The sequence below is a fragment of the Paenibacillus sp. P13VS genome (assembly GCF_015143645.1).
Taxonomy (GTDB): domain Bacteria; phylum Bacillota; class Bacilli; order Paenibacillales; family Paenibacillaceae; genus Paenibacillus; species Paenibacillus xylanilyticus_A.
Genome location: NZ_WYEV01000011.1, coordinates 77292 through 103089 on the forward strand (window position 1 = coordinate 77292; position 25798 = coordinate 103089).

General features: G+C 48.2%; 24 protein-coding genes. 9 read left to right on the forward strand and 15 right to left on the reverse strand.

Annotated elements, in window-relative coordinates; translation table 11 throughout:
- From GUA98_RS23390 to GUA98_RS23400, 3 genes are all read left to right on the forward strand, one after another.
- Positions 1–657: a response regulator gene (locus tag GUA98_RS23390; RefSeq protein ID WP_193724555.1), complete on the forward strand. Its 657-nt coding sequence runs from the start codon at positions 1–3 to the stop codon at positions 655–657.
- A gap of 179 nt (positions 658–836) precedes the next feature.
- Positions 837–2531 carry a copper resistance CopC/CopD family protein gene (locus tag GUA98_RS23395; protein ID WP_193724556.1) on the forward strand — a complete coding sequence of 565 codons (1695 nt, stop codon included), beginning with the start codon at positions 837–839 and terminating at the stop codon, positions 2529–2531.
- Between the two features lie 30 nt (positions 2532–2561).
- Positions 2562–3344, forward strand: coding sequence for a YcnI family protein (locus GUA98_RS23400; protein ID WP_227780026.1), 783 nt, complete (start codon positions 2562–2564; stop codon positions 3342–3344).
- A 108-nt stretch (positions 3345–3452) separates the two neighbouring features.
- On the opposite strand, the gene GUA98_RS23405 is transcribed toward GUA98_RS23400, so the two are convergent.
- From GUA98_RS23405 to GUA98_RS23420, 4 genes are all read right to left on the reverse strand, one after another.
- On the reverse strand, positions 3453–3725 hold the full coding sequence (locus tag GUA98_RS23405; protein WP_153976645.1) for a hypothetical protein: 273 nt from the start codon (positions 3723–3725) through the stop codon (positions 3453–3455).
- Between the two features lie 56 nt (positions 3726–3781).
- Entirely contained in the window at positions 3782–5074 is a 1293-nt protein-coding gene (locus GUA98_RS23410; RefSeq protein WP_193724557.1) for a hypothetical protein, read from the reverse strand.
- 33 nt (positions 5075–5107) lie between these two features.
- Complete coding sequence (locus tag GUA98_RS23415) at positions 5108–5389, reverse strand: hypothetical protein (RefSeq protein WP_153976644.1); 282 nt, start codon at positions 5387–5389, stop codon at positions 5108–5110.
- 333 nt (positions 5390–5722) lie between these two features.
- Positions 5723–6979, reverse strand: a complete 1257-nt coding sequence (locus GUA98_RS23420) for a DUF445 domain-containing protein (RefSeq protein ID WP_193724558.1) — start codon at positions 6977–6979, stop codon at positions 5723–5725.
- A gap of 360 nt (positions 6980–7339) precedes the next feature.
- Here GUA98_RS23420 and GUA98_RS23425 point away from each other — a divergent pair, with 360 nt between their 5' ends.
- Positions 7340–8167: an aldo/keto reductase gene (locus GUA98_RS23425; protein WP_227780028.1), complete on the forward strand. Its 828-nt coding sequence runs from the start codon at positions 7340–7342 to the stop codon at positions 8165–8167.
- Between the two features lie 107 nt (positions 8168–8274).
- Here GUA98_RS23425 and GUA98_RS23430 read toward each other — a convergent pair whose 3' ends face one another.
- Positions 8275–8733, reverse strand: a complete 459-nt coding sequence (locus GUA98_RS23430; RefSeq protein ID WP_095291624.1) for a cupin domain-containing protein — start codon at positions 8731–8733, stop codon at positions 8275–8277.
- 212 nt (positions 8734–8945) lie between these two features.
- On the opposite strand from GUA98_RS23430, the gene GUA98_RS23435 reads away from it, so the two are divergent.
- Positions 8946–9797 carry a helix-turn-helix transcriptional regulator gene (locus GUA98_RS23435; protein WP_193724559.1) on the forward strand — a complete coding sequence of 284 codons (852 nt, stop codon included), beginning with the start codon at positions 8946–8948 and terminating at the stop codon, positions 9795–9797.
- A gap of 169 nt (positions 9798–9966) precedes the next feature.
- Here the strand turns inward: GUA98_RS23435 and GUA98_RS23440 are convergent, their stop codons facing one another.
- Complete coding sequence (locus tag GUA98_RS23440; protein WP_193724560.1) at positions 9967–11580, reverse strand: glycoside hydrolase family 28 protein; 1614 nt, start codon at positions 11578–11580, stop codon at positions 9967–9969.
- A gap of 460 nt (positions 11581–12040) precedes the next feature.
- Here GUA98_RS23440 and GUA98_RS23445 point away from each other — a divergent pair, with 460 nt between their 5' ends.
- The 4 genes from GUA98_RS23445 to GUA98_RS23460 all read left to right on the forward strand — a co-directional run bounded on the left by GUA98_RS23445 (position 12041) and on the right by GUA98_RS23460 (position 15182).
- Entirely contained in the window at positions 12041–12769 is a 729-nt protein-coding gene (locus GUA98_RS23445; RefSeq protein ID WP_193724561.1) for an amino acid ABC transporter ATP-binding protein, read from the forward strand.
- Between the two features lie 39 nt (positions 12770–12808).
- The gene (locus GUA98_RS23450; RefSeq protein WP_193724562.1) at positions 12809–13648 is read left to right on the forward strand and encodes an ABC transporter substrate-binding protein; all 840 of its coding nucleotides are present in this window, start codon (positions 12809–12811) and stop codon (positions 13646–13648) included.
- Between the two features lie 104 nt (positions 13649–13752).
- Complete coding sequence (locus GUA98_RS23455) at positions 13753–14475, forward strand: amino acid ABC transporter permease (RefSeq protein ID WP_183525781.1); 723 nt, start codon at positions 13753–13755, stop codon at positions 14473–14475.
- A 56-nt stretch (positions 14476–14531) separates the two neighbouring features.
- Positions 14532–15182: an amino acid ABC transporter permease gene (locus GUA98_RS23460; protein ID WP_183525785.1), complete on the forward strand. Its 651-nt coding sequence runs from the start codon at positions 14532–14534 to the stop codon at positions 15180–15182.
- 105 nt (positions 15183–15287) lie between these two features.
- Here the strand turns inward: GUA98_RS23460 and GUA98_RS23465 are convergent, their stop codons facing one another.
- The 9 genes from GUA98_RS23465 to GUA98_RS23505 all read right to left on the reverse strand — a co-directional run bounded on the left by GUA98_RS23465 (position 15288) and on the right by GUA98_RS23505 (position 25557).
- A complete protein-coding gene (locus GUA98_RS23465) occupies positions 15288–16625 on the reverse strand; it encodes an FAD-dependent oxidoreductase (RefSeq protein WP_227780029.1) in 1338 nt (445 codons plus the stop codon).
- Between the two features lie 46 nt (positions 16626–16671).
- A complete protein-coding gene (locus GUA98_RS23470) occupies positions 16672–17517 on the reverse strand; it encodes a carbohydrate ABC transporter permease (protein WP_397331202.1) in 846 nt (281 codons plus the stop codon).
- Positions 17510–18343, reverse strand: a complete 834-nt coding sequence (locus tag GUA98_RS23475; protein ID WP_397331204.1) for a carbohydrate ABC transporter permease — start codon at positions 18341–18343, stop codon at positions 17510–17512. Before GUA98_RS23475 ends, GUA98_RS23470 begins: the two co-directional genes overlap by 8 nt.
- A 113-nt stretch (positions 18344–18456) precedes the next feature.
- Positions 18457–19149: a hypothetical protein gene (locus GUA98_RS23480; protein ID WP_193724566.1), complete on the reverse strand. Its 693-nt coding sequence runs from the start codon at positions 19147–19149 to the stop codon at positions 18457–18459.
- 33 nt (positions 19150–19182) lie between these two features.
- Complete coding sequence (locus tag GUA98_RS23485) at positions 19183–20475, reverse strand: ABC transporter substrate-binding protein (protein WP_193724567.1); 1293 nt, start codon at positions 20473–20475, stop codon at positions 19183–19185.
- 128 nt (positions 20476–20603) lie between these two features.
- Entirely contained in the window at positions 20604–21380 is a 777-nt protein-coding gene (locus GUA98_RS23490) for a response regulator transcription factor (RefSeq protein ID WP_153976633.1), read from the reverse strand.
- Positions 21373–23205, reverse strand: coding sequence for a sensor histidine kinase (locus GUA98_RS23495; RefSeq protein WP_193724568.1), 1833 nt, complete (start codon positions 23203–23205; stop codon positions 21373–21375). The genes GUA98_RS23490 and GUA98_RS23495 overlap by 8 nt, the downstream gene beginning before the upstream one ends.
- Positions 23206–23502: 297 nt before the next feature.
- Positions 23503–23694 (reverse strand): aspartyl-phosphate phosphatase Spo0E family protein, encoded by a 192-nt coding sequence (locus GUA98_RS23500; protein ID WP_095291601.1) that lies wholly within the window; start codon positions 23692–23694, stop codon positions 23503–23505.
- 468 nt (positions 23695–24162) lie between these two features.
- Complete coding sequence (locus tag GUA98_RS23505; protein ID WP_193724569.1) at positions 24163–25557, reverse strand: transcriptional regulator; 1395 nt, start codon at positions 25555–25557, stop codon at positions 24163–24165.
- Positions 25558–25798: the final 241 nt, after the last annotated feature.

Sequence of the window (25798 nt, forward strand, 5' to 3'; positions counted from 1 at the left end):
ATGGAACATGTACGTGTACTGATTGTGGATGACCACGCCCATGCACGCGAAGCGATATGCAGTATTTTATCGGAAGACAGCCTATTTGAAGTCATTGGTACGGCATCAAATGGACAGGAAGCACTGGAACTGACCGAACAGTGGATGCCAGATCTTATTCTGATGGACGTGCAGATGCCCGATATGGATGGTCTCGAGGCCACCCGGCTGATCAAGCTCCGCTATCCTTACGTGATCATCGTTATGGTGACGGTCTCCGACGATGTAACGTATCTGTTCGAAGCACTGAAACAGGGTGCACAGGGTTATTTGCTCAAAAACCTGTCCCCCTCCACCTGGCTGGAATATCTACGCGCAATCGTCTCGGACGATGCACCGCTCAGCAAGGAGCTGGCATACCGGATTTTGCAGGAGTTCCCCGCGCCTCGAAGTGAAGATGTGCCGGATAACCCGCTTACCACGCGGGAGTTAGAGATTCTGCAGTGGGTATCCGCCGGTTATACCAACCGCGAAATAGCAGACCAGCTCGGCATTTCCGATCAAACGGTGAAGAATCATCTCAAAAATATTTTGCAGAAGCTGCAGCTCGAAAATCGTGTTCAGCTGACCCGCTACGCACTTGAAACCGGCCTAGCCGGACGAAAACTGCGCAAGTAGCTAGCATTCATGCTTTTGTCACAATTCTTGGAATATAATCGTTTTTTTATAGCCCGATGTAGTCATACGCCGTTATTTTGGACAAAGTTATAATGGTATAGATTGTTATCGGCATCCGAAGAATAACTACAATTCTATAACCTGAGGGTGATGTTTTTTTGAGTTTAGGACGTTTTACGATGAGATGGGATAAACGGCACTGGGCCGTAATGTTTTCCCTGCTGCTCATGTGTTGTCTGGTTATGCCGCAATGGGCTTCAGCCCATGCTTATATTGTTCAGGCCTCGCCAGGGGAGGACGAGCTGGTAGCCACTGCTCCAGAGCGCTTGACACTGGAATTTAATGAATCGCTGCAAACGGCCTTCTATGATATTAAAATTACTGCACCTGACGGCACACAAGCGGATGACGGCAGCGTGCAGATAGATGCCGAGCTTCCTCACGTGCTTGAAACGGGGCTGCGCAGCGGACTTGGCAATGGTACCTATGCCGTCAGCTGGAAAGCCGTGTCGGCCGATGGCCATCCCATTCAAGGGGCCTATGTATTTCATATCGGGGAACCGTCAGGTGCCCCTGCAGGTCTGGCCGATCTGACCTCCGGTACTGGTCAAACGGGCGGTCCAATCAAATGGATACTGTCGCTTACCGATTGGATTCAATATCTTGCATTGTCTGTCATCCTGGGCACGCTCGCCTTCCTGCTCTTCCGGATTGCTCCGTCATCCATGGCAAGAGAGCCCATGGAGGTGCCAGGCAGCTATAAGCTGTTATGGATCAGCTATGCCGCAGCTTCTGTTGCCGCAATCATCAGTTTGCCGCTGAACACCATTTACGAATCAGGGGTAGCTATCCATGAATTCAGCTGGGCACTGATGGGCAGTGCCTTGAAGCTAACGTCGTTTGGCCTCATTTGGATGGCACAGATGCTCATTCTGATGCTGCTTGCAGTCACAATCCTGTCTGGATATGACCGGGATCGCTCATTGAAGATCCGCATCTGGTCATCTTATGGTTCACTGGTACTTGTACTGGGATGGCTGCTCACGCATGCTATGACAGGTCATCCTGCAGCAGCCGACCTGCGTGGACTTGCCATAACCATGGATTATATCCACCTGATTGCAGCAGCATTCTGGATTGGTGCCCTGACGGCCATGGCGGTTTGTCTGCCTCCACTGGCTGACAAGCTTCCTCCGAAGGTACGAGGAGAGGTGTATTGGGGAGCTATCCGCCGGTTTGCAGCTTGGGGCATTGGTGCTGTAGCCGCTCTGGTTGCTACAGGGATCTATAGCAGTTTGGTCATTTTACCCGAACCTGTACTGACGTCCCTGTTCACTACCACTTATGGTTATGTGCTGCTCGCGAAGATCGTTCTGCTGCTGGTGATGATCGCATTCGCATGGCGTCATGCCCGAACGGCCAGACAGGGCAAGGATAGCCGACTGGCAGGCAGTCTTAAAGCAGAGCTCGCTACAGGTGCCGTTGTGCTGGCTCTGGCTGCTGTGCTTACCCATCTGTCCCCCGGACAGCCTGAAGCCGCTGGTCCTTTCAAGGAAGTACAAACGACAGAGGATGGCTCAGCGATCATGCTCCAGGTCAGCCCTAATGTCACTGGTGAGAATCAGTTCGAGGTTGCTGTAAAAGCACCTGACGGCAGCGTAGTAAATGATCTGGAGCAGATCACCTTGACGCTGACCCACCTGGATATGGATATGGGAATTTATGAAATCACCATACCAAAAAACGAATCAGGCGTGTATCAAGCAGAAGAATATATCTCCATGCCTGGACGTTGGAGCATCAAGGTTCACCTGTTGACTCGATCCCTCGATTCACTGGATACCGAGTTCGAGATCGACACAGCGAATCCATAATTTTTCTAGAAAAAGAGAGGGGTAATTATTTTGAAAAGAACATCCTGGACTTCCAAACTTACATCCACTATAGCGGCAGGTGCTGCAGCGCTCATGCTGTTCGCCGGCTTCGCGAGCGCTCACGTTACTGTCAGCCCGGCGGCTGCACAGACTGGAGCATGGCAGACGTACACGATTAAGATCCCTTCCGAGAAGGATCTGCCGACAACCAAGATCACGATGAAGGTTCCGGAAGGTGTAGCATTCAAGCAATATCAGCCACTGGCTGGATGGAAAATCACCACGGAGAAAAACAGCTCGAACGAAGTAACATCGATTACCTGGGAAGTGGATGGAGATAACGAGGGGATCCTCGCCGGACAATTCCAGCAGTTTAACTTTGTCGCGCAAAATCCGGATACAGCAACAGAAGTAGCATGGGACGCGTTCCAATACTATAGCGATGGCAGTATCGTAGAATGGACAGGCCAGCCGAACGAAAGCTCACCTCACAGCATTACGACTATTAGTGAAGATCCTGCAGCTGCAGGCAATCAAGCCGCAGCAGGTGGCCATGACAGTGCAGGTACAGCTGGCAATGCAAGCGATGACGAAGCAGCCGCTGGAGATAACAATGCCGCAGACGACACCAAGTCTGACGATGATACCACGCTCGGCGATGCATTAACCGATACCGTTACAGGTGAGCCGAATAATACGGATTCAGATCCGGGTACATTGAAGCTGCAGCAGGCAACACTGATCGTATCCATTCTGGCACTGATTATGTCCTTCCTGGGCATTGCACTCGCCACACGCCGCAAAAAGAAATAATACACAGTCTTTAAATATAGTTGAGCGTAACAAAAGAGCCCTGGCAGATATGCCAAGGCTCTTTCTTGTAAGATCAGATTTCCCATTCTTCGTTTTCAACGTTTACGATTAACGTTCCTGATCCGTCTGAATCATGATCTCAATATATTGCAGCAAGCTCTGCTTCTGCTGTTCTATTGAATGGATTCGACTGGACAGCCCTGCGAAGAATCCTTCAATCTGCTGCCTGGTGTAGTCAGCCGACTGACCCTTCCAGTCATTCAGCCGCGCATACAGGGCTCTGGCTTCCTGCTCATCTGCCTGCAGGCGGGCCAGCAGCCGTGTAAGCTCCTTCTCCGCAATTCGAAGGTCATTCAGTTCCACCAGCAATTGTCCGCTCATGCTTATCCCCTCCCCTTATGTACATATCATTATCGATCTCCTGGCTGCTCCGGTGTTTAATTAAAATGAACCGGACTCTCATCCGCCTGGCGGAAGGCATCTGCCTTCTGATCAATGAAGTCGAGGAATTGACTCGTATGCTTCATATGCCATGTACTTAATTCGTTAATGGACGCATCAAGCTGGGTTACAATAGGTTCCAGTCTGCGACTGCGGCTGGTATGCAGATATTGAGCCATGCGGCTGCGCACCTGATTGAGCTCAGCGTTGCACTGCTGTGCATTTTGCTTCCAACGGGAAGCGACGCTCTTCAGTTCTTCCGGCGTTACCTGAATCAGACCGGAAGCGGCCCCCATTGCAGCCATGTTTCTGGTCAAGTTGCTTGCTTGCGCCCCTATATTTCGCATGAAGGCAGCGAGATCCAACAAAGCATTCGACGGCTGACGTGGAGAATATCCCACCTTCTCACCTGTGACCGGATCGTACAAATCATTGGAGATATAACCATTCTCGAACTGATATTGTTTCAGGTCATGGTATTCCTTTCCGCCAAATGTATTGTTAATCTTATCCATCATACTCATGCTGTCATTCATGTCTTTGTAGTTGGAATTGATGTAATACATGGACCCAACATGACGATCATACCCTCCGAAAAAACCACTTGCTACAAAATCTCCTGGATGCCCATAGTTAATAATCTGATCATCAAATCCACCTTCCTCCGCCTTTCGTTTCATCTCTGGCGTGAGGCTTGAGATCACGGAAGGTGCACTGAACGTAACTGCCGGAAGCCCTGTATATGCAGCCGCATATTGTGCATTTCCTCCTCCGAGCGAATGTCCCGTCAATGAGAAATCCAAATTTTTGTATTTATTCTGCATGTCTTTGGCATAGTCTTCGGCTTCATACATTTGGTTAGGACCTATGCTGAATGTCTTATCCAGCTTTTTATCCAGTTCCCCCACAGCATTCTCCACGGTGGTTATACCTGTCACATCCCTGACTTTCTGGATTCCACTAGATAACCAATCGGGTGTGATGTCCGTGCTCTGCTCAATCTTCCTTCCCAGCTCCGGAATGGCAATCTGTCCATCCGCGTAAAAGTCACGGCCTTTTCGATCCCATCCGGCACTTCCCTCTGTGCCCCGATAAGCAATGACAGCCTGTTCGGTTTCCGGGTTATAAAATGTCACGGCATCGAATCCGGAGTAGGAATTACCATGCGTATCTTCGAGAACCTGCCAGCCAGGCAGATTCGCATACTCCGTGCCCGCTTTTGCATTTTCATAAGCCAGTTCGGACATTAAACGATATGTTTCATCATCAATTTTTTGCGCGTCCCCCACACTGCTTCACCTCCAAAAAGAATCATTGGACTTCTATTTTTCATAAGGGTCATAGCCTTTAGCTATAATCGCTTCCTTGATGGCAGGACTCATGCCAAAATTTTTCATCTTTTTCTCGTTATAATCATATGAGATCGTAAACTCCTGATCCTCATGCTCGGCCACATGTCCCTCCAGCGCGATGGAGTCCAGCGCCATCTCAGGTAGCAATTCCTTATTTGTAATAACGACGTTCAACTCAAACTTATCTTTAAAATACTTTATTGCTTCTGTCTCCGCCTCAGTAAAATAGGCTTGTTTTTCACTTTCCTTCATGTTTTGACACCCTCCCAGAATACAAGCAGATAATATGGTTAATAAGCATAAACATGATAATTTGCGTATCCACCGCACGATGATCACCTTCTCTTTGATTTTCATTCATTCAATTTAATGTTGTTAACTGCATCATAGTACAAAATCAACATGCCTACATCGGCTCACGGCATCGTTTTTATATAACTTTCCTCCTAAATGGTTCCAGTAAAGGATTCGGGTTACATTACCCATTTTCCTGATTTTTGCAACAATTTTGCGGTATTTGCGCAGACACGCAAAAGAGAGCTACCCATATTAGGGGCAGCCCTCCAATTTACTAAGCCTATAATCTTATTCCAGTACCATCCGCAGGGCAGTCAGCGCAATACCGATAACGAACCCGGTCACGGCACCGTTAATCCGAATCCATTGAAGATCCTGGCCTACCTTGTCCTCAATCAATGAGATTAATGAGGCATTATCCATTTTATCAACATTTTCACGGACCAGATTACCGATCTTGGAATGGTTTTTCTCCAGCAGCGTTGTTACGCCTTCGACAATCTTGGCATTCATGCCATCCAGCAATGCACCGTCTGAGCGCAGATCGGACAATACCCGCTCAATGGCAGGGAGCGCATACGTCTCCACATATTTTCCATCCTCCATAGCGGTGAGTGCTCTATCCCTCAGTTCGGTAAGCTTGTTCAGCACGGTTTCTTCCGCGTTCCAGCTGTCCAGCAGGCTGTCTTTCCAGCCGTTCAATCCGCCGCGAACACTTTCGCTCAAGGCAAGACGCACCGCTTGAGTTCGAACCAGACCTAACACCTTATACCGGAGGGCACTTCCCTCACGCTTCATATCCTCTACCTGGTCAAACAAATATCCCTGCAGGATGCTGCCAAGCTTCTCCTCGTTCATATAGCCAAGGAAGGCATTCATGGCAAATTGCATAAGGCCATTCATTTGAATGCCACTAATCGCTTTCATGCCGCTCTCACCCAGAAACGTGATGGTCTCCGGCTTCACCAGCCACTCTTCCGCCTGCTTCAAGCCGTAGTCCAGTGCCTTCGTGTCATATCCACGTTCACTCAGTTGAATGGACGCCCGTTCCAGGATCGGTCCAAGGTCGAAAGCCCCGGCCTGTGATTTGATCTCGCTCGCAACCAGCGGCGCAATCTGCTCCAGCGGCAGCCCAGCCAGAATACGTTTGCACATCGTGTCGATCATCGTTTTGACGCCATCATTGTGAAGTTCACGTGACATGATGTCGAGCACCGTTTCCGCTGCCTTGAAACCGGCAATTTTCTCGGTAATGCTGTCTTTATTGAGCAGATTGTTCTCCACCGCAGAAACAAGGCCCTCCGTCATCTTATCCCGGTTCTTCGGCAGCAAGGCCGTATGCGGAATCGGAATGCCGAGCGGGTGTCGGAACAATGCCGTTACAGCGAACCAGTCGGCAAGCCCCCCTACCAATCCCGCTTCAAATGAACCCACCAGCAGCTTGCCTACAACACTGCCCTGAAACGGCAATGAAGCGGCAAAGCCTGCCCCCATTACGACGAGTGACCAGGCTGCTGCCTTTTTGGTTTGTTTAGGTTTAGCCATCATTCTTGCTCCTTTATCATTAATCACACGACTGATCCCAATTGGACCCTTCCGTGCATATTCCGTTCTTTTCGAATGTGAATATTCCAAAGCGGTTAATTAGCACTTTACTTTTCATTATTTTCGCTTCCACATCGCGTATACTTCATCTTATCACCCGCAAGCACCAAAACCAAACCTCCAGCTGCCAAAAAAGAGCAAAAGAGATTGATTTTCCGTAAAATTGCTGCCTATCTTTTTCCTTTCCCAAGGGCTTTTAGTATAATCAGGAAAGATGGCCTATCATATACGATTGGCTGCCTTGCAGCAGGGTAATTACATAGTGGGACAATTGAAGGAATAGGGGAGGAAATTCGGATCATGAAAAACGTGCAGGACACAACGACACTCTATAACGGAGTCAAAATGCCTTGGCTGGGTTTTGGCGTATTCAAAGTGAAAGATGGAGAAGAAGTGGTTGAAGCCGTCAAAACGGCCATTCAGGCAGGTTATCGCAGCATCGATACAGCCAAAGCCTACAACAACGAGACCGGTGTAGCCCAAGGTATTCGTGAATCCGGAGTTGCCCGCGAGGATCTGTTCATTACCACCAAAGTATGGAACAGCGACCAAGGCTATGAATCAACATTGGCCGCCTTCGAAGCCAGCATGGAACGACTCGAACTTGAATACCTGGACCTCTATTTGATTCACTGGCCAGTCAAGGGCAAATACAAGGATACGTGGAGAGCACTGGAGAAACTGCACCGGGAAGGACGCATCCGCGCTATAGGCGTAAGCAACTTCCAGATTCACCATCTGGAGGATCTGATGACGGATGCCACTATCAAACCTGCTGTGAATCAGGTCGAGCTTCACCCGCTGCTGATTCAATCGGAGCTCCGGGACTACTGCAGTAAACACCAGATCCAGATTGAGGCCTGGTCTCCACTCGGCCAAGGGAATCTGCTGGAGCACCCGCTTCTTCAGGATATTGCAGCGAAGTACGGCAAATCCCCCGCACAGGTCATTTTGCGCTGGGATCTTCAAAACGGCATCGTAACCATACCAAAATCCGTTACGCCACAGCGTATTCGAGAGAATGCTGATCTATATGATTTTGAACTGACTGCGGATGAGATTGAACAGATTAATGGACTGAACGAAAACAAACGCTTTGGTTCGGATCCGGATAACTTTAACTTTTAAGCTCAGTCATTTAGACAAGCTTCATGAATAAGAGAAAAACCAAAAAATCCCGATTTGAATGCATCTGCATCCGAATCGGGATTTTGCCATTCAATCGCTGTAACCGATCAGCCTTTGGAAACCAGCTTGAAATCATCATAGTGGAACCCTGGCGCAACCACACACGTTACCAGCACAGGCTCGTCGCCAAGCGGACGTGCCGTTTGCCATACTCCGGCTGGAACAAGTACCTGCGGCGATTGCCCTGCAGCAAGATCCATGCCGAGTACAAGCACTTCCTCATTCCCAGGGTTTTCTCCTTTGCCGCCCAGTTTCAATTCAATGGGACTTCCGCTGTGCCACAACCACAGCTCATCGGACAAAACGGTGTGCCACTCGGAAATTTCATGCGGGTGCAGCAGGAAGTACGTCGAGCTTGCGGAGAATCTTGGACCCGAATAAGCTTCCGGCAGAACGGATTGCGGGATTTGATAAGAAGCCTTCCATACTTCCTTATACCAACCGCCTTCAACGTGGGGCTGCATATCCAGCGCAGCAACCAGAGGCGATAATTCATGTGTCGTCATAACCTGTTTCCTTCCTTCCAAATCATATTGGAGACCCTCTTCCAGAGTTTGGCCTCACTCTCCCTACTGTAAAACATCGCTGTTCGTTTGTCACCCTTGGAACCCGTGCATTCCATTTAAACGAAACTTTTGATAGCGTTTACAACAAACTGGATTTTCCGTTATGATATGGATATAAACGTAAATCAGACGAAGTCGAAGGGAGCCTGATCATGAGTATGATTGAGGATCGAATTGGACCCAAATATCGCATTGGGGAAAATTCATTCACCATTGAATACATGCGCAGACATGAAGGCAATGCCATGCCTCAGCCTCACGCTCATCCATTTTACGAGCTGTATTACCTGCTTGAAGGAGAACGGGTGTATTCCATGAACGGCCAGCTCCTGACCGCGAGAAAAGGTGATCTGATCCTCATTAATCCGCATGATGTACATACAACGTCCAGAGGAAACAAGCCCGGATTCGAACGAATTCTTATCGGCTTCTCTCCTTCGTTTGCCACCGGGATGGAACTCGGTGTGTGCGGTCTGCTCCCTTTCGAACGATCAAGGCTGCTTCACTTCCCCGAATCCGAGCAGCAAGAGATGGAACGCATGCTATGGCAGATGCTGCGCGAATGCAAGGAGCGCCGCCCTCACTATGAGATGGTTGTCCGAAGCCTGCTTGCTCAGCTTCTGATTCATATCTATCGGGTAGAAGAGAATAGTCGCCTGATGTCACCCGGCCCAATTCACCCGATGCAGGATAAAATCGGCGAGGTTGCCGCTTATGTGAACAGACATTACAACGAACCGCTTACCCTGGAGGATGCGGCAGCCCGTTTCTATATCAGCCCATCCTATCTGAGCCGGATGTTCAGCCGATTTACCGGTTTTCGCTTCAGTGAATATTTACGGGTCGTGCGGGTGCGGGAAGCGCAGCGGCGGCTATTGTCCACCCAGGAGCGGGTGCAGTTGATCGCGGAGAAGGTCGGGTTTGAGCACACGGCTCATTTCAACAAAACATTCAAGCAGGTGACCGGAACCACCCCTTTGCGCTATCGAAAAGAGCATCGCTAATACGGGGGAATCTTGGAAAGTTGAAGATAGAAGCCGAGTGGGTAGCCCTACCCGGATGAAGGTGTCTCTATATCACAAAAATCAGGATGATATCTGGAGACACATGCTACACCACTGCGGCTGAATGTGAATCAACGAACAACTTACTATTCATTCGTATCAAGGACTCTTATCTGCGGATGAGCACACCGCTTCTTACCTCAGGACCCATGGAAATCTGGCGTCCTTCCTCATCTGCATCGTCCTCCCGGCACACAATTCCGGCAGACTCGTGTCCTGTTACAATCAGAAGCCTGCCGTCAGGCCCTTTTCCCTGAATTCCCTCTATTTCAGCTCCCTTACACTGGTGTAGATGGATCAATGATCCTTCGGAAATCCGGGCTCTAAGATTGGCAATTCTCAAGTGCTTCGCATGAGCACACTGTATACCGTTTCGAGCAGTGACGTCATATCCATCGATCACTACACCGTCCAGAGGCATTTCCGGCAGCCCACTTACGAATAAAGCCATCTCTGCACCTGCACAGATAACATCCGATATGCGAATATCACGAAACACCGGGGTCTCTTCACTAATGTCCTGAAACAGATCGCTGCCGCGGGCTGATCCTTCCATATTCGCATAGAAAAAGGAAAATGAGATGGCTTCCATGATGATATCTTTCATATAGATACGCTGAATTTCAATATCCTCAACAACTCCACCGCGCCCGCGGGCGCTTTTGAACCTTAGTCCAATATCCGTCCCCATAAACGTACAATCCGATACCCGCACATGCCGTACGCCACCCGACATCTCACTGCCAATAACGAATCCGCCATGACCATGATATACGGTGCAGTTCCGAATGGTAATATATTCAGATGGCAGACCGAGCTCTCGGCCTTCGGCGTCCTTGCCCGATTTCAGGCAGATGGCATCATCCCCCACATCGAACACACTGTGCTCCACGACAACATGACGGCATGATTCAATATCCAGCCCATCGCCATTCTGTGAAAACCACGGGTTTCGCACACTCACGTTACGTATGGTAACATGCTCCGATGCCCACGGATGCAGATTCCATGCAGGTGAGTTCTGGAATGTTGGACCATCCAGCAGCACCCGCTTGCACCGACGCAAACTGACCATGTTCGGACGTAAAAAGTCTCTAGCTCCCTCATAAGCAGACAAATCACGCTCCTGTTCCATATGAAGCCGGTTGGCGATGGCGCCACCTTCGAGGGCCGAGGCCGAAGGCCACCAGATTTCTTCATTTTCACCCGAACGCTCTACAACACCACCGGAAGCAACGAGTCGACTCCATTGTGAAGCGGTCATCTTGGACCGTTTGACTGGACGCCATGCTTCTCCGCTGCCATCCCATATTCCCTCACCTGTAATCGCGATATCCTCCAACGATTCTCCGTCAATTGGAGATTGGCATCGCACCACCTGCCACCCCTCGAAGCTCGAAGCAATTAGAGTATAATGATCAAACTCGCGACTGAACGTAACCAATGCTCCCACCTCTGTGTGCAGCTCAATGCGACTGCGAAGCACAATCGGACCTGTCAGCCAGACTCCTGCCGGAATAACGATTCGTCCGCCACCTGCTTCAGCACACGCCGCTATAGCAAGCCTGAACACCTCCGTGTTGTCCGTCACGCCGTCTCCTTTGGCTCCGTAGTCCGTGATGCGGAAATCCCGAGCAGGAATGTCAGGTAGAGCAACCTCATAGGCTTTCGTATCCGCTTGGATACCTTCTCCTGTACGTAATGGGGAGTAGTATGTATTCATCGTTCAGAACATCCTCTCTTCTCTGTATTGGGATTGGACTGTGATTGACATAGCATCGCTTTCAGGAATGAGTATTATCACCCATCATATCAACGGGATCTGGACCAAGGTTGTGCTTTTTTGCCATGTAGCGTTAGAATTTGAGGTTATTTGTTCCGTTACCCTGGACATAGAATAGGTATCAATATCAGTATACTCTATACATCTATTCCAAAGGTTGTAAAAACTCTAGGAGATTCGATTCATTTTTCTGTCAGGATTCGTCACAAACAACTTACCAACTTAACAAATACATAACGCACTTTTAGCCTGCAGCCCTACGCAACCTCGTACTTATGTCATGTTTTATTACAAACCAATTGCCAGAAGAAGGATGACTATGTATGATTAAATAACTAGTTTCAATTTATTCCTTATTATTCCTTTTTCAAATCAACGTTGCAGAAAGGATGGGTTACTCTTGATTGAATTTAGGGGTGTGCAGAAGCACTTTGGTCATTTTCATGTCCTCAAAGATATTCATCTCCACATTGAAGAAGGAGAGGTCGTTGTCATTATTGGCCCTTCCGGCTCCGGCAAAAGTACACTGCTCCGCTGCATCAACCGTCTGGAGACCATTTCGGAAGGCGAACTCGTCGTCAGCGGTGTCCCTTTACATCAGAAAAAGGTGGACATCAACCTCTTCCGTCGCGACATTGGCATGGTATTTCAACACTTCAATCTCTATCCTCACAAAAAAGTCATCGATAACATTACACTTGCCCCAGTAAAGGTACGCAAACAGCCCAAAGCGGAGGCAGCTGCTACGGCAATGAAATATTTAACCCGTGTTGGCATTGCCGACAAGGCTGACAGCTATCCCTCCCAGTTGTCCGGTGGACAGCAGCAGCGGGTCGCCATCGCGCGGGGACTCGCCATGGAGCCCAAAATTATGCTATTTGACGAGCCCACCTCTGCGCTCGACCCCGAAATGATCGGGGAAGTCCTGGATGTCATGCGCTCTCTCGCACATAATGGCATGACCATGGTTGTCGTTACCCATGAAATGGGCTTCGCCCGTGAAGTGGCAGACCGTGTCATCTTCATGGACGAAGGGCGGATTGTGGAAGAGGCTTCTGCCACAGCATTTTTCGATAACCCGCGGGAAGAGCGGGCACAGCAGTTCCTAAGTCGTCTAATTCATCATTGAGAATGATAGAATATTTCATTTTGAAAGGGGTCTTTATTCATGAAGAATTTGCTGAAATGGCCGTCGTTCGTCCTTGTTTTGGTTCTCTCGCTGGCATTGGCCGGCTGTAGTACGGGAGAGGAAGCTACCAGTACCGGTAGTGGTGGCGGTGATGAGAATACTGCAGCCAAAGGAACCATTGAACAGATTAAGGAGCGCGGCAAGCTGATTGCCGGGGTCAAATATGATACAAAGCTCTTTGGCTTGAAGGACCCGGCAAGTGGTGAGGTCGAAGGATTCGATATCGATATTGCCAAGGCACTTGCCAAACAGATCCTTGGGGACGAGACCAAGGTTGAGCTGAAAGAGGTCACATCCAAAACCCGGATTCCCATGCTCCAGAACGGTGACATCGATATCATCATCGCTACCATGACGATCACGGACGAGCGGAAAGAGCAGGTGGATTTCAGTGACGTTTACTTCGAGGCAGGACAGTCCCTTCTTGTAAAAAATGATAGTGCCATCACCGGACTGGAGAGCCTTGGAGGCGTGAAAGTGCTCGCAGTTAAAGGTTCAACCTCTGCACAGAATATTCGTGAAAAGGCTCCGGATGCCGAAGTGCTGGAATTCGACAACTATCAGGATGCCTTCACTGCGCTCAAAGCAGGCAAAGGTGAGGCACTGACGACGGACAATATCATTCTGATCGGCATGCAGCAAACGGACAACAACTACAAGCTGGTTGGTGGCAACTTCACAAGTGAGCCATATGGAATGGCCATCCGCAAAGGCGACTCTGCTTTTGTAGAAGAAGTAAACAGCCTGCTCAAGAGCATGAAAGACAGTGGTGAATACGATACGTTACATGAAAAATGGCTTGGCACCAAGCCCGAGTAACCTCGATTAACGATGAACGAGCGGCGGTTTTCATCTGTAGGGACTAAACCACCCGTACAGCATGAGTCGCCGCTTCACATCTGGAGAACGGAGGCTTCGCCTACATGGGCAAATTGGATTTTGATGTATTGTTCAAGCATTCCGATCGTTTCCTGGAGGGATTCCTCAATACGATTCAAGTAAGCATCATGGCGTTGATCGGCAGTTTTATCCTTGGCGCAATCATGGCCATCTTCCGGATATCCCCCATCAAGCCGCTCAATTGGATCGGTACCGCTTTTGTGGAATTCATTCGAAATATTCCGCTTCTGCTGGTCGTGTTCTTTTTTTACCTTGGACTGCCCTCCCTTGGCATTTCATTGGACGGGTTTGTCTCCGGTACGCTGGGTCTTACCATCTACACGGCAGCTTTTATTGCAGAAGCCATCCGGGCAGGCATTCAGACCGTCCCCCGGGGACAGCTGGAGGCCGCTAGATCTTCAGGTTTGTCCTACGTACAGGCCATGAACCTGATCATTTTGCCGCAGGCAATCAAGATCGTGCTTCCATCCATCGGCAATCAATTTATCAACCTGGTCAAAAACTCCTCCATTCTTGCCGTTGTTGCCGGCATGGACCTGATGTATTTTGCCGATCTGGTCAATTCGGATACGTTCCAGCCGCTGAGCGTGTATACCATTGTTGCACTCTTCTACCTCGTACTAACGCTGCCGCTCAGTTTTCTGGTTCATTATATGGAGCGCAGGTTTGGACAGAGCGACGCCGAAGCACGAGGCCGCAAGGGCAAGCCGAAGAAAAATAAGCCGGCCGGGCAGGTTACCATGTGATTTAGCCATACCACTATTCAGCCTAAGCATTACTCACAGAAGGAGGTCGATGTACTATGGACTTTAGCGGGGCTTATGCCTGGCCCAACCTTCGTTTCCTGCTGCATGGATTCCTGATCACCTTGCAGGTGGCAGGACTGTCAATCGTCTTCAGCTTTGTTCTCGGCACCGTGCTGGGTACCATCCGGTATACACGTATTCCGGTTCTGTCACAGATCATTGCGGTTATTGTGGATACGATTCGGAACCTGCCGCTGCTACTGATCATCTTCTTCATTCATATTGTCCTGCCCCAACTGGGGATTAAGATGTCCGTCTTCTGGTCCACCGTCGTTGGGCTTAGCCTATTCGAAGGCGCCATGATCGCCGAAATCGTTCGCAGCGGTCTCAAATCGGTTGAGCGCGGACAGGTGGAAGCCGCCCGTTCCTCCGGTCTCAGCTATATGCAGACCCTGGGCAGCATCATTATGCCTCAGGCACTGCGCCGCATGTCGCCGCCGATGGTCAGTCAATTCATCTCCCTGCTGAAGGATACGTCCCTGGCCATTATCATCTCCTTGCCGGAGCTGATGCACAACGTGCAGATCCTGGGCGGCCAGAGCTTCGATTACGTAATCCCGGCGCTCCTGCTCGCAGCGGTCTTGTATTTTGTCATCAACTACACCCTTTCCATCGTAGCCCGGCGCCTTGAGGCAAGAATGAATTGATTCGGTTAGATCAATCGAAAGGCATTGTGGATGCACATAAGAGTCCAGCTAAACACATCGCTGTGTCTAGCTGGACTCTTTATTATTTGCGTGTTGGTTCCAATTTCAAATCGCCACTCCATTTTGCCGTAATTCTTTCTGCAGCAACGCAACCGGGATTGACAGTGGATCAAGCTTCATTTGCACTGCCAATGCAGCTGATGTTCCGGCTGCCTCCCCCGTAGCCATGCAGCTGGGAGTCAATCTTGTCGTAGCATGGGCCTCATGCGTGGTAGAGATGCAGCGTCCTGCTGCCAGCAGGTTTCGGATATTGCTGGAGATCAGGCATCGATATGGAATATCGTATGCTCCATCCCCTTCTATAAATGCAGCCGCTACGCCTTGACCAGAAGGATCATGAATATCAATGGGATAACCACTTCTGGCGATCACATCGTCAAACTTTCGCCCCGTAACTACGTCTTCCCTCGTCAAAGAATACTGTCCAATAATCCGTCTCGATTCACGTATGCCAATCTGGGGAGCAACTGCAGATATCGAAGCCCGCTCGAATCCAGGCACGTCGCGCTGCAAGAACTCAGCAATCATGAGTACCTGCTTCCTGCCTTCCTGTTCAGCAGAGGTGAGATCCTCCGCATTGGTAGCATCCAGTCCCTGGACCCTGGTACAGTTAATCAACACTTCATCCTCAGCAGGCCCGGTAAAAAATAATACCTGATCACGGTTAATCGGAATACCTGACTTCTGCCATTGCGAATAAAAACCACTCACCCCGGTTAACGGAATACGATCCAGCTCTGCAACAGGTGTTTTGGCATAGAAATCTTCCGGGTGCTCCAGAATATACTGCTTGACTCGCTCAAGGTTAACGCCACGCATTCGAAATTTCATGGTCATGGGCTGGGACTGATGATCTCCATCCCGTCCCTTTGCGATAGCAGCGCCAGCTAGATAAGCTGCATCTGCATCTCCACTGGTATCGACAAATACTTTTGCCCTGAGCTCCATTCGGCCCGATTTGTTTGTTAATCTAACCGCTTCCACCCGATTTTCCAGAGCAACCACTTCATCCACGAAGCTGTGTAACAACAGCCGAACACCTGCCTCTTGCAGCATATCCGCAGCAACCACCTGATAAATGGCCGGGTGGTATGGTGTAACGCTATGCACAAATCCTACTGTATCGCGAAGATGTCCTGGAGATCCCCCCCGCTCCTTCAACCTGTCAACGATCTCCTGAGCGATACCTCTAATTACCTGCTCGCCCCTCTCCGTGTGAAATGTCATCCAAGGATAGACCATAGCTGCGGTCGACATCCCACCAACAAACCCATACCGTTCTACCAGCACCGTACGCACGCCTTGTCGTCCGGCAGCGATTGCCGCCGCAATGCCAGCAGGGCCTCCACCCACAATGACAACATCCGCTTGTTCTATCTTCATGCTCCTTAGGTCGTTCATTCTACTCCTCCTCTCCTTGTTTAGCTGACTATTCTTTGAGTCCTGTCATCGCAACACCCTCAATGAATCGCCGTTGAGCTATGAAAAAGACAATCAGCAATGGCATAGTCGCCATAACCGTAGCACTCATCAAATATTGCCAGGCCGTACCCACTTCATCCGTAAACAGGGACAAGCCTAGCGGTAACGTCATTAACTCGCGTGAATTAATGAAAATTAACGGGTCAAAAAACTCATTCCAAATGGTGACAAAGGTAAAGATCGTCAGCGTCGCCATGCCGGGTTTGGCAATTGGCAGCATGATGCGCGCATATATCCGGAACCTGCTGCAGCCATCAATCATCGCTGCTTCCTCCAGTTCAGTTGGGACCGTAATAAAAAACTGTCGCATCACAAAGATTCCGAATACACCACCTGCCCCGAAGATTGGAAGTAAAATCAGCGGGAGATGTGTATCAATCCAGCCCAGCTGCCGCATAAACAAAAACATCGGGATTGCTGTCACCTCATGAGGAATCATCATGGCACTGAGTAACACAAGGAATACCACATTGCGGCCCTTGAATGGAATTTTGGCGAAAGCATATCCCGCAAGGGAGGCGAAGAATACCGTGCCCAGGACAACCAAAACAGCAATATACGCACTATTCAAATAAAAACGATGGAATGGAATTAATCGAAAGACATCGATGTAATTTTGAAATCGGAACGATTCCGGTATCCACTGCGGTGGATACGTAAATATACTCTGAGGCTCCTTGAACGATGTGGATATCATCCAAATAAAGGGTACAATCATGATCAGCGAGATCAAGGTCAGCAATAAATACGTACCCACTGCCCCTCCTGCTGTATGAACAGATGGCTTAGGCATCGCCTTCATTGAAAACCCACCTCTTTCGCAGCTGCCATTGCAGCAGCGTCAAAATCATTACGATAAAAAATAGCACATACGCCAATGCGGAAGCATAACCGAATTGAAACAGTTTAAAAGCCTTTTCCCAGATGTAATAGACTAACACCTTGGTGCTATTGCTTGGACCTCCCTGTGTCATTACATAAATCTGCCCAAACACTTTGAGCGATCCAATAACCGTCATGACCACGGTCAAAAATACCGTAGGTGTAATCATTGGAAGCGTCACATGGAAAAAAGTCTTCTGCTTGCCTGCACCATCCAGTTTGGCCGCTTCGTACAGTGATCTGGGTACCTGCTGAATTGCGGCTATGAACAGTACCATATTTAGGCCAACATTTTTTAGCACACTGGTCACAATCACCGCGGGCATCGCCAGATCCTGATTGTAGAGCCAAGCCGGTCCTTTGATGCCTATCATCAACAGAAGCTGATTGATCAGTCCCGACTCTGTCGCATACATAAGCTTCCACACAATGGCCCACACAACAAGTGACGTCATGACCGGAACGAAGATGGCAGTGCGGAATACTCCGATGCCACGCAGACTTTTGGATAACAGCAAAGCCAGTAAAAGCGCCAGCACGATATTGAGCGGAACAAGTCCAGCTGTGAAATATACGGTGTTTCCCAGTACCCGCCAGAACATCTTATCTACCATGATCTCGCGGTAGTTATTCAGCCCAATAAAGTGATGGTCTCCGAGCAATGGCCAATCGGTCAAGCTCATGTATAACGCAAGGCCCATGGGAAAGAGCAGCAGCAGAGTAAAACCAAGAACCATCGGAGATACGAATAGCCATCCTGCAATCTGGGCCTCTCTTGCAAGCGGTCCTCTTCCTGAATATTTGCGTGAATTGGTCAACGCTGGCCCTCCTCATCTCATCCGTCTTCCTTCTACTTCAGTTTGTCCATGGCATTGCGAAACCCGTTAACGGCTTTTCGCAGCTGCTCCTCCGTTTTACCTGTTACGACGGCCCCGAGCATAATCGCCTTAACCCCCGTATCATGCAGCACCTGCACATCCTCCTGTACCAGTCTCCTCTGGGAAGGGACCAACACCGGAAGCTCTGCTTGCATCACTAACCGGCGATACCGGAGGACATCTGCGAAGCTTAGCGATGTCCCATACTCTTCTCCAGGGACAATCGATGCTTCTAACGCGGTAAAACCATAATGTTTAGCCTCCTTAACCAGGGAAGGATCGTAGTGTTCATTGATCGCGAATGTTTTATCCAGACCGAGCTCACCCAGCATGAAGGATGGTAAATGGTGAGCATATATGGAATAGAAATCAAAACCCAAACCGGAAAGCCTTATCACATCTTCCCGTTGAATCCCATCAATGCTACCCGACGGGACCACTCCAAGCGGACCGTTGAATTGGGAGCGGATTTCACGGAAGTTTTCAATGTATTCATCCAGCGGACCAAAATGATTTCCACTGGCGCGGTGTCCGACATTGCAATGTACTTTTAGTGCATCTGCCCCTTCTTCAATGGCTGCCCGGGCCAGTGCTGCATCGTTAGCGGGCAGGCTGACTACAAGCAACATGCGTTGTCCGTTCAGCGCTTCTTCCAATTGCCCCATACCGTTACCTCCTTTAGATATGCCATTATTTAATTATTGCAGCAGGCCTTGAATCTCTTCCTGCATCTGCTTCAGATTATCCTGAGGTGTGGCTAAGCGGGCAAATAATCGATCGAAACCCTGCAATACTGCATTGTCGATGTCTTGCCATCGAATGTGGCCCGGAATCAAGCGAGCTTTCGGCATTTCATCAATGACTGCCTGAACAATATGTTCCTTGCTAGGATTATTCGGCTGATTAATGAAAACATCAGAATTCAGCACAGAGGTACGCGGAGGAACAAAGTAGGTTGCCGTAGCCTGAATTCCCTGTTCGCTAGCAAAAAACTTCAGCAGTTTCTTTGCTTCTTCGGGATGTTTGCTGTCATTAAACATGGCATATCCTGCCTGACCCAGCATGGGCACACTACCCTGAGATCCTGAAGGCATCGGGGCAATACTCCACTCGAAGTCCACAATCTCTCTTGCTTTGGACACGTAGCTGTAGTTGTCGAAGAACATTCCCACATTACCAGCATCGAAGCTGACCTGCTCGCCTGCCTTCGGATGCGACTCATCGGTGAACATCATCCGTTCAAGCAATTCCAAGGTTTGCACACCATAAGGATCATTCCAGGTAAACTTCGTCATGCTCTCATCAAAAGGCCCGCTGCCATTGGACCAGGAATAGGAGGAAAGAACAGCCCAAGTCTTCCAATCGCGAAAAAAGTTGGCACCATAAATTCGATTAGTCGCTTCCTTGCTGGCAATCGCCTTCGCTGTCTCTTCAAATCGCTCCCACGTCCATTGTCCTTGAGCGGCGAGCGTGTTGGGATCCGTAAGACCAGCCTGGTCGAATAGCGATTTGTTGTAGAACATGACGACCGGAGGCGTGGAGAACGGCAAGCCAAGCAGTTGTTCACCATCCCGAAACAGATCCAGCGTACTTGGAATATAGTCATCCAGCTTGAACGCTGCATCATCCTTGAATTCGGATACGTCTGCCAGAATGTGATTGGATTTGAATTGTGGAATCATCCGCTCGGAGACCCAGGCGATATCCGGTAGCGAGCCTCCAGCTGCAAGCACAGATATTTTTTGCTGGTATTCCGCAAAGGGTACGGATTCCATCGTCACCTTGATGCCCGGATTTTCCTGTGTGAAGCTATCAATCAATTTGTTATAGACGTCCATGTGCGCCTGATTTCCCCACATCATGAACTTCAGTTCAACCTCTTCATCTCCTGCGGATGCATTCTCAGGGTCACTACCGGAATTGGAGCCTGCACAGCCAGTTAATGCAACAATGATGAATACGAGCATGAACATCCATCCTGCTTTTTTCATGGAAATCCCCCTTGTGGCTTAGTGGTGTACACGTGCAACCAAATTATAGCGAAGGAATCAATTGTTCTAAATCACGCCAGCTATAGAAATGGTACGATTTTTCAAGGACTTATGCTGTAGGACACCTGCTATAGCTGCTCATCCGTACTGAATCGGTTCCGATATTCCCCTGCCGTCCAACCCACCTGCTGTTTGAACACCAGCATGAAGTGTTTGGGACTCTGATGTCCGGACAACCTTGCAACGTCATAGATTTTCAGTTGGGTGTTGACCAACAGCCACTTGGCCCGCTCCATGCGCACCTCAGCGATGTATTCAGAAAAGGTTATCCCTGTTTCATTTTTGAAGAGCTGGCTTAGATAGGTTGGGTTCAGATGAACAATTGCTGCTACGGTCTGCAGGCGCAGATCTCCATCCGGGTGAAGCCTGATATATTCCTTTACATCACGAATCGTCTTCCGGGTATCTCCACTGTTACACTGTGCTTCCTTCGTTGTATCTAACGTCTGGCTGGATGAAATGCCGTACCTGCGGTTCAGCAGCAATTGAATTTTATGAATGGCGGTAACCCACTCTTGGAGTTCCACTGGTTTCAGCAGGTAATTCAGTACGCCATATTCCATCGCTCTGCGCGCATACTCAAACTCGCCATAGCCGCTGATGACGATGATCAGCAGTTCGGGGTACATTTCCCGCGCTTTGGATACCAGGGTTAGTCCATCCATTTCTCGCATGCGAATATCCGTAATCAGTACATCAGGCACATTACTTCTCATAAAATCCAGAGCCTCAGTTCCTCCAGAAGCCTCACCAATAACGCGAAACTCAGGAGCTGTTTGAATAATCAACTCTCGTAACCCGTCGAGGATAACCCTCTCATCTTCTACAAGCAAAACGCTATACATGCACGTTATCCCCTTTCTCCTGCAGCGGTATAGTAATTGTGACAGCCAAACCCTGCCCGAGACTTCCGTCAACGCTCAGACTGGCGCCTTGTCCATAAATAAGATGGAGCCGTTGTGCTATATTGGTGAGCCCTAAATGACCTCCAGCATTACAACGCAGGAATTCACTCGAGGGGAGCTGGGAGAATGACTCGTTCCATTGGTCAATCTCTTCTTGGCTTAGACCTTCACCATTATCTCGAACGGTAAGCAGCAGCTCCTGATCAAACTTCAAGGCCGATATCCAAATCATTCCCCCATCCTCCTGCTCTTCAATTCCATGGTATACTGCGTTCTCCACGAGCGGCTGCAAAATCAGCTTGGGAATTAAACCATCCATGACCTCTTCTTCAACCTCAAAAATCACCTGCAGCCTTCCGTTATAACGCACCTGTTGAATGCGTACATATGATTGCACAAAAGCTAATTCCTCCTGAAGGAGTACGATTCGATCCACCTTATCAATGGTGTAACGCAGCAGCTTGCCCAGCGCCGTCACCATGCTGGACACTTCTGCATGCTTCCTGCGGATGGCCATCATATTAATGGACTCCAGCGTATTGTATATAAAGTGAGGATGGATCTGACTTTGCAGTGCTGACAACTCCGCTTCCCGTTCTCGAATACCGAGTAGAAACACCTCGTTAAACAAGCGGTGAATCTCTTCCATCATTCGATTAAACCCCCGGCCAATCTGTCCGAATTCATCACTGCCGAAACTTGCCACACGCTGGGTAAAGTCACCCTGCTCCACCCGAATCATATTTTGCTTCAGGCTGATTAACGGCCTTGTTACACGATAGGATATAAGAGCCGCCAGAATGGCTACGCCCGCCATGCACAGAATAGCGAATCCAAAAGTGAACGAAAGCATTTTACCTGATTCCTTTTGAATGACAGAAATGGGTGTAAGACTAATGACTGATAATCCAGAATAGTTTGAATGGTGCCGTACATACAGATAGGAGCTCCCATCCAATTCCACCTTTTGATTTCCTGCATAGTCTTGAAGCTGCTCCAGCTGCAGCAGCTGATTGTATGTGGATTTTCCACCGAGTGAAGTTCGCTCAAACACAAGCCGCTGCTTACTGTCCACAATCATGAGACTCGCATTTTCCTCAAAATTCAGATTGGAGAGCAGCTTGCGGAAGGCGTCCAGCCGGATATCAATCAGAATATATCCCAGTCGTTTAAGCGTGCCTGGATCACGAAGCTCTCGGGCAACGGAGATATAGGCTTCTTCAACCTTGTCTGTGTAATAGCTCGGATGATGCGGAGGGAGCAGTCGCCACTCTCCCTCCGATCCGTCCAACTCTGCAAACCAATGATCCTGCCTACTGTCCCATACCGGCTTCACCGCCAATGAATCCAGATTGGAGAACAGAATGCCACTGTTCGAGATCAAGTGAATGCCGCGAATTTCCGGACGATCATAGGCCTGACCCGAAGTATAGAGCTTCATCTTCAAGTAATCGTCGGACCTTGCCCAAGCAGCAGTCCCCATTGGGGCGTTGTACTTTCCCAGAATACTCAGCACCGTCTGATCATAGAGCGGCAAGAGCGATATACGCTCGAAATCCTTCAACAGCCGATTCAGATTGGTGTTGATCTGCCGGATCATATCAATGGTGAACTGCTCGGTTTTTCGATCAATCGTCTGTGAAAAATGGTAATAGTTGACCACTCCCTGCAAACTTAGCGGAAGCAAAGTGAGAACAACGAACAACACCAGCAGCTTCGTACGCAGGTTCATGTTTCTTGTTGAACAACCTAGCACCTTGTCCATTTAATGGATCCCTCCCACTTCTGTCATTCATGAATCACCTTCAAAAACTACGCTGGATATATAGTTGGCGTATATCATAACGAGTTTCATTGATGGTTGGCTATCCTGCCAACACTGGGATTGGTATGGAATTTCAAGATAAACCAACCCTCCCTTCAATGAAAAACAAAAAAAGCCGACTGTACCGCTCTACAGTCGACTATTTCTATGAACTAATTAATTCAATAAGACGAGATGTCTTTACCAGTGGATGGAATAATACTACGTCGTTTTCTTGAAACTAAAAAGCCGACTGCATTATGCAATCGGCTGTCTGTTCCTATATTGTTGTTTTCTATATTTAAAACGGTTATATTCATTAATCAGTTCGTCCAGTACCATCGATTGTTGAAGGACTTTGTAGTCTTGCATGCCATGATGCTCCGCCAAACGACTTAATTCTTGCCTGTTTCGTTCAATCTGGTCCACAACCTGACTTGGTCCTTTCATAGCATGCACCCCCTTCTTTATAGACCATTTTAGGATAGATTGCCAAAAAATTCATATTTTATTCCTTTGCAAATCAAAAAGTTTATTTACAGAGGGTATTCATTCATTACCAAGCATTTTGCAACAATTCAAGATATAGACTAAAGACTAACCAACTTTAGGTGTTTAACCGCATTCACTTTCCACATCTTGTATAGAATCAAATAATTATTTTCACGTACGGATTCCAATTAACCAACTCTTAATTGCAGCTAACTATTAACATAACTAAATTACTACTGTGATTCATATTAGAATACATTCACAAAAGAGCGTTCATTTCCTGAATTCGGAAAGAACGCTCGTCCACATTTAACAAAATCTATACACAAACCAAAGGCCTTTTAGTATCCACCTGTACCGTGACTAGATACAGAACTTCTCATGGAATCCATAGGGTTAATCATACCTGTAAACAAAAGGATTGAACTAAACAGCATTAATACTAACGTGGCTTTTTTTAGCATATCGACCATAAACCTCCTTGATAAGATTTGAATAATTTAGCTTCACAGATTCAGTCGCTTGATGCCTGTATTCTTCGAATAAACCTACACAGTAAATGATTGTTGAGTCATCTTTGATTTTATGAGCTGATGACAAACAAGTCATTAAACTCCTAAATCCTTCTTCATATCTTTCCTTAGATAGCTGATAGAACGCTAATTCCGCCCAAAATTTGGTGTACCTATCATCTTTGACTTGAACCACATAGCTAGTTTCGTGATTGCCTTCCTCAAATAAAAGATGAATATATAGATCAAACCTCCTGAGGGCGTGGTCTACATTCAAATTGTATAGATTTGCTGCTTCCATAACCTTAACCAACCCAAGAAGTGTTTCATTTTCGTCTTCATCAATAAAATCCAAATAGGAATTTAAGGCTTCGTAATCACCCAACATCAATTTATAAAGGTAGGAATTAACTTCCGCCCAATCCTTAAATCTTTTAATAAATATAAGATCCTCTGCTGTAGGGTCATCCACAACAACATTGGAGTACAGCGTTGTAAGATTCAAAGCCTTTTCGTAATTTCCCCGCTCGCCCCACACATTAGACATCAATAAATGCGCATAAGATCTATAGGTGAATAGAGGGTGCTTGGAAACTCTATGGTTATCTAAACCTTTTTTCTTCGTTTGATATTGTTCCAAAAAGCCAACTCGCTGCTCTAGTTCACCAGCTAATTGAAATACCTTATCCCAGTGGCGCAATCCACTATATGTATTAGCCAATTCCCTGATCGCGTCCAGCTGTCGCTCTTCATCCAGCCGGTTAATATACGGCTCGAAGTGAACTGCGGCCCTGAGATTCTCATGTTGGTCCTGGCCAAGAGACAAGGTGAAAATGCGATAATGGCATAGTGCCAGACGTTCGGAGTGCTGGTACTTCTCGCACTCGGCGACACATTCGTACAGCATTCGCGCAGCCTTCTTCTGATCACGTTCAAGCATATACTCGGCCAGCTCGAACAATTCGGACACATAGGAGCGATCATCCGTCACTTGCTGAATTACCCTCTGTATGCAGTCCAGCTTGTCCAACTCAGCGCAGCGTTGCAGGAACGGCTCCAGCCTTCTCCAGTGCGGTGCGGACTCCACAAAACATTCAGCACCATATATTTCGTAGAAGTGGCCCTCTTCCAGCTTCATGCCCTGAGTGATGAGGTCCAATTGAGCCATGGCGATCGGCCGTGTACCTTTGATAATTGCACTTAACGTCCCGGCGTTAACCCCCGATATATCAGCAAAGTATTGAAGGGTATACCCCTGTTTCCTGATGTAATCCTCAATATTTGAGCGTATCGTAGTTGTAGGTTCCATGTCTCCCACCTCCACAATGAAAATCCAGAAATTTGAATTTCTATGATAAGTACAATTTTAATCCTAAATTTTACAGCGGTCAATAAAAATCGTGGCAATTTCCTGCACATTTAGACATTTATATTGAATATATTTCGTCTTATAGAAAAAATCCATTAGAAGAATCGAAACGGACATGTTACAGTAAGTTTAATTCATAATATCCTACTATTTCCATAGGATTAAACAACACATACTGGCC

What these genes read in the sequence shown, in the direction of transcription:
- GUA98_RS23440 (WP_193724560.1), bottom strand. Translation starts at nt 11,580, where the DNA reads ATGAATACATACTACTCCCCATTACGTACAGGAGAAGGTATCCAAGCG.
- GUA98_RS23490 (WP_153976633.1), bottom strand. Translation starts at nt 21,380, where the DNA reads ATGTATAGCGTTTTGCTTGTAGAAGATGAGAGGGTTATCCTCGACGGG.
- GUA98_RS23480 (WP_193724566.1), bottom strand. Translation starts at nt 19,149, where the DNA reads ATGGGGCAATTGGAAGAAGCGCTGAACGGACAACGCATGTTGCTTGTA.
- GUA98_RS23390 (WP_193724555.1), top strand. Translation starts at nt 1, where the DNA reads ATGGAACATGTACGTGTACTGATTGTGGATGACCACGCCCATGCACGC.
- GUA98_RS23455 (WP_183525781.1), top strand. Translation starts at nt 13,753, where the DNA reads ATGGGCAAATTGGATTTTGATGTATTGTTCAAGCATTCCGATCGTTTC.
- GUA98_RS23460 (WP_183525785.1), top strand. Translation starts at nt 14,532, where the DNA reads ATGGACTTTAGCGGGGCTTATGCCTGGCCCAACCTTCGTTTCCTGCTG.
- GUA98_RS23475 (WP_397331204.1), bottom strand. Translation starts at nt 18,343, where the DNA reads ATGGTTCTTGGTTTTACTCTGCTGCTGCTCTTTCCCATGGGCCTTGCG.
- GUA98_RS23495 (WP_193724568.1), bottom strand. Translation starts at nt 23,205, where the DNA reads ATGGACAAGGTGCTAGGTTGTTCAACAAGAAACATGAACCTGCGTACG.
- GUA98_RS23500 (WP_095291601.1), bottom strand. Translation starts at nt 23,694, where the DNA reads ATGAAAGGACCAAGTCAGGTTGTGGACCAGATTGAACGAAACAGGCAA.
- GUA98_RS23505 (WP_193724569.1), bottom strand. Translation starts at nt 25,557, where the DNA reads ATGGAACCTACAACTACGATACGCTCAAATATTGAGGATTACATCAGG.
- GUA98_RS23465 (WP_227780029.1), bottom strand. Translation starts at nt 16,625, where the DNA reads ATGAAGATAGAACAAGCGGATGTTGTCATTGTGGGTGGAGGCCCTGCT.
- GUA98_RS23415 (WP_153976644.1), bottom strand. Translation starts at nt 5,389, where the DNA reads ATGAAGGAAAGTGAAAAACAAGCCTATTTTACTGAGGCGGAGACAGAA.
- GUA98_RS23405 (WP_153976645.1), bottom strand. Translation starts at nt 3,725, where the DNA reads ATGAGCGGACAATTGCTGGTGGAACTGAATGACCTTCGAATTGCGGAG.
- GUA98_RS23425 (WP_227780028.1), top strand. Translation starts at nt 7,340, where the DNA reads ATGAAAAACGTGCAGGACACAACGACACTCTATAACGGAGTCAAAATG.
- GUA98_RS23430 (WP_095291624.1), bottom strand. Translation starts at nt 8,733, where the DNA reads ATGACGACACATGAATTATCGCCTCTGGTTGCTGCGCTGGATATGCAG.
- GUA98_RS23470 (WP_397331202.1), bottom strand. Translation starts at nt 17,517, where the DNA reads ATGCCTAAGCCATCTGTTCATACAGCAGGAGGGGCAGTGGGTACGTAT.
- GUA98_RS23485 (WP_193724567.1), bottom strand. Translation starts at nt 20,475, where the DNA reads ATGAAAAAAGCAGGATGGATGTTCATGCTCGTATTCATCATTGTTGCA.
- GUA98_RS23435 (WP_193724559.1), top strand. Translation starts at nt 8,946, where the DNA reads ATGAGTATGATTGAGGATCGAATTGGACCCAAATATCGCATTGGGGAA.
- GUA98_RS23420 (WP_193724558.1), bottom strand. Translation starts at nt 6,979, where the DNA reads ATGGCTAAACCTAAACAAACCAAAAAGGCAGCAGCCTGGTCACTCGTC.
- GUA98_RS23395 (WP_193724556.1), top strand. Translation starts at nt 837, where the DNA reads ATGAGATGGGATAAACGGCACTGGGCCGTAATGTTTTCCCTGCTGCTC.
- GUA98_RS23450 (WP_193724562.1), top strand. Translation starts at nt 12,809, where the DNA reads ATGAAGAATTTGCTGAAATGGCCGTCGTTCGTCCTTGTTTTGGTTCTC.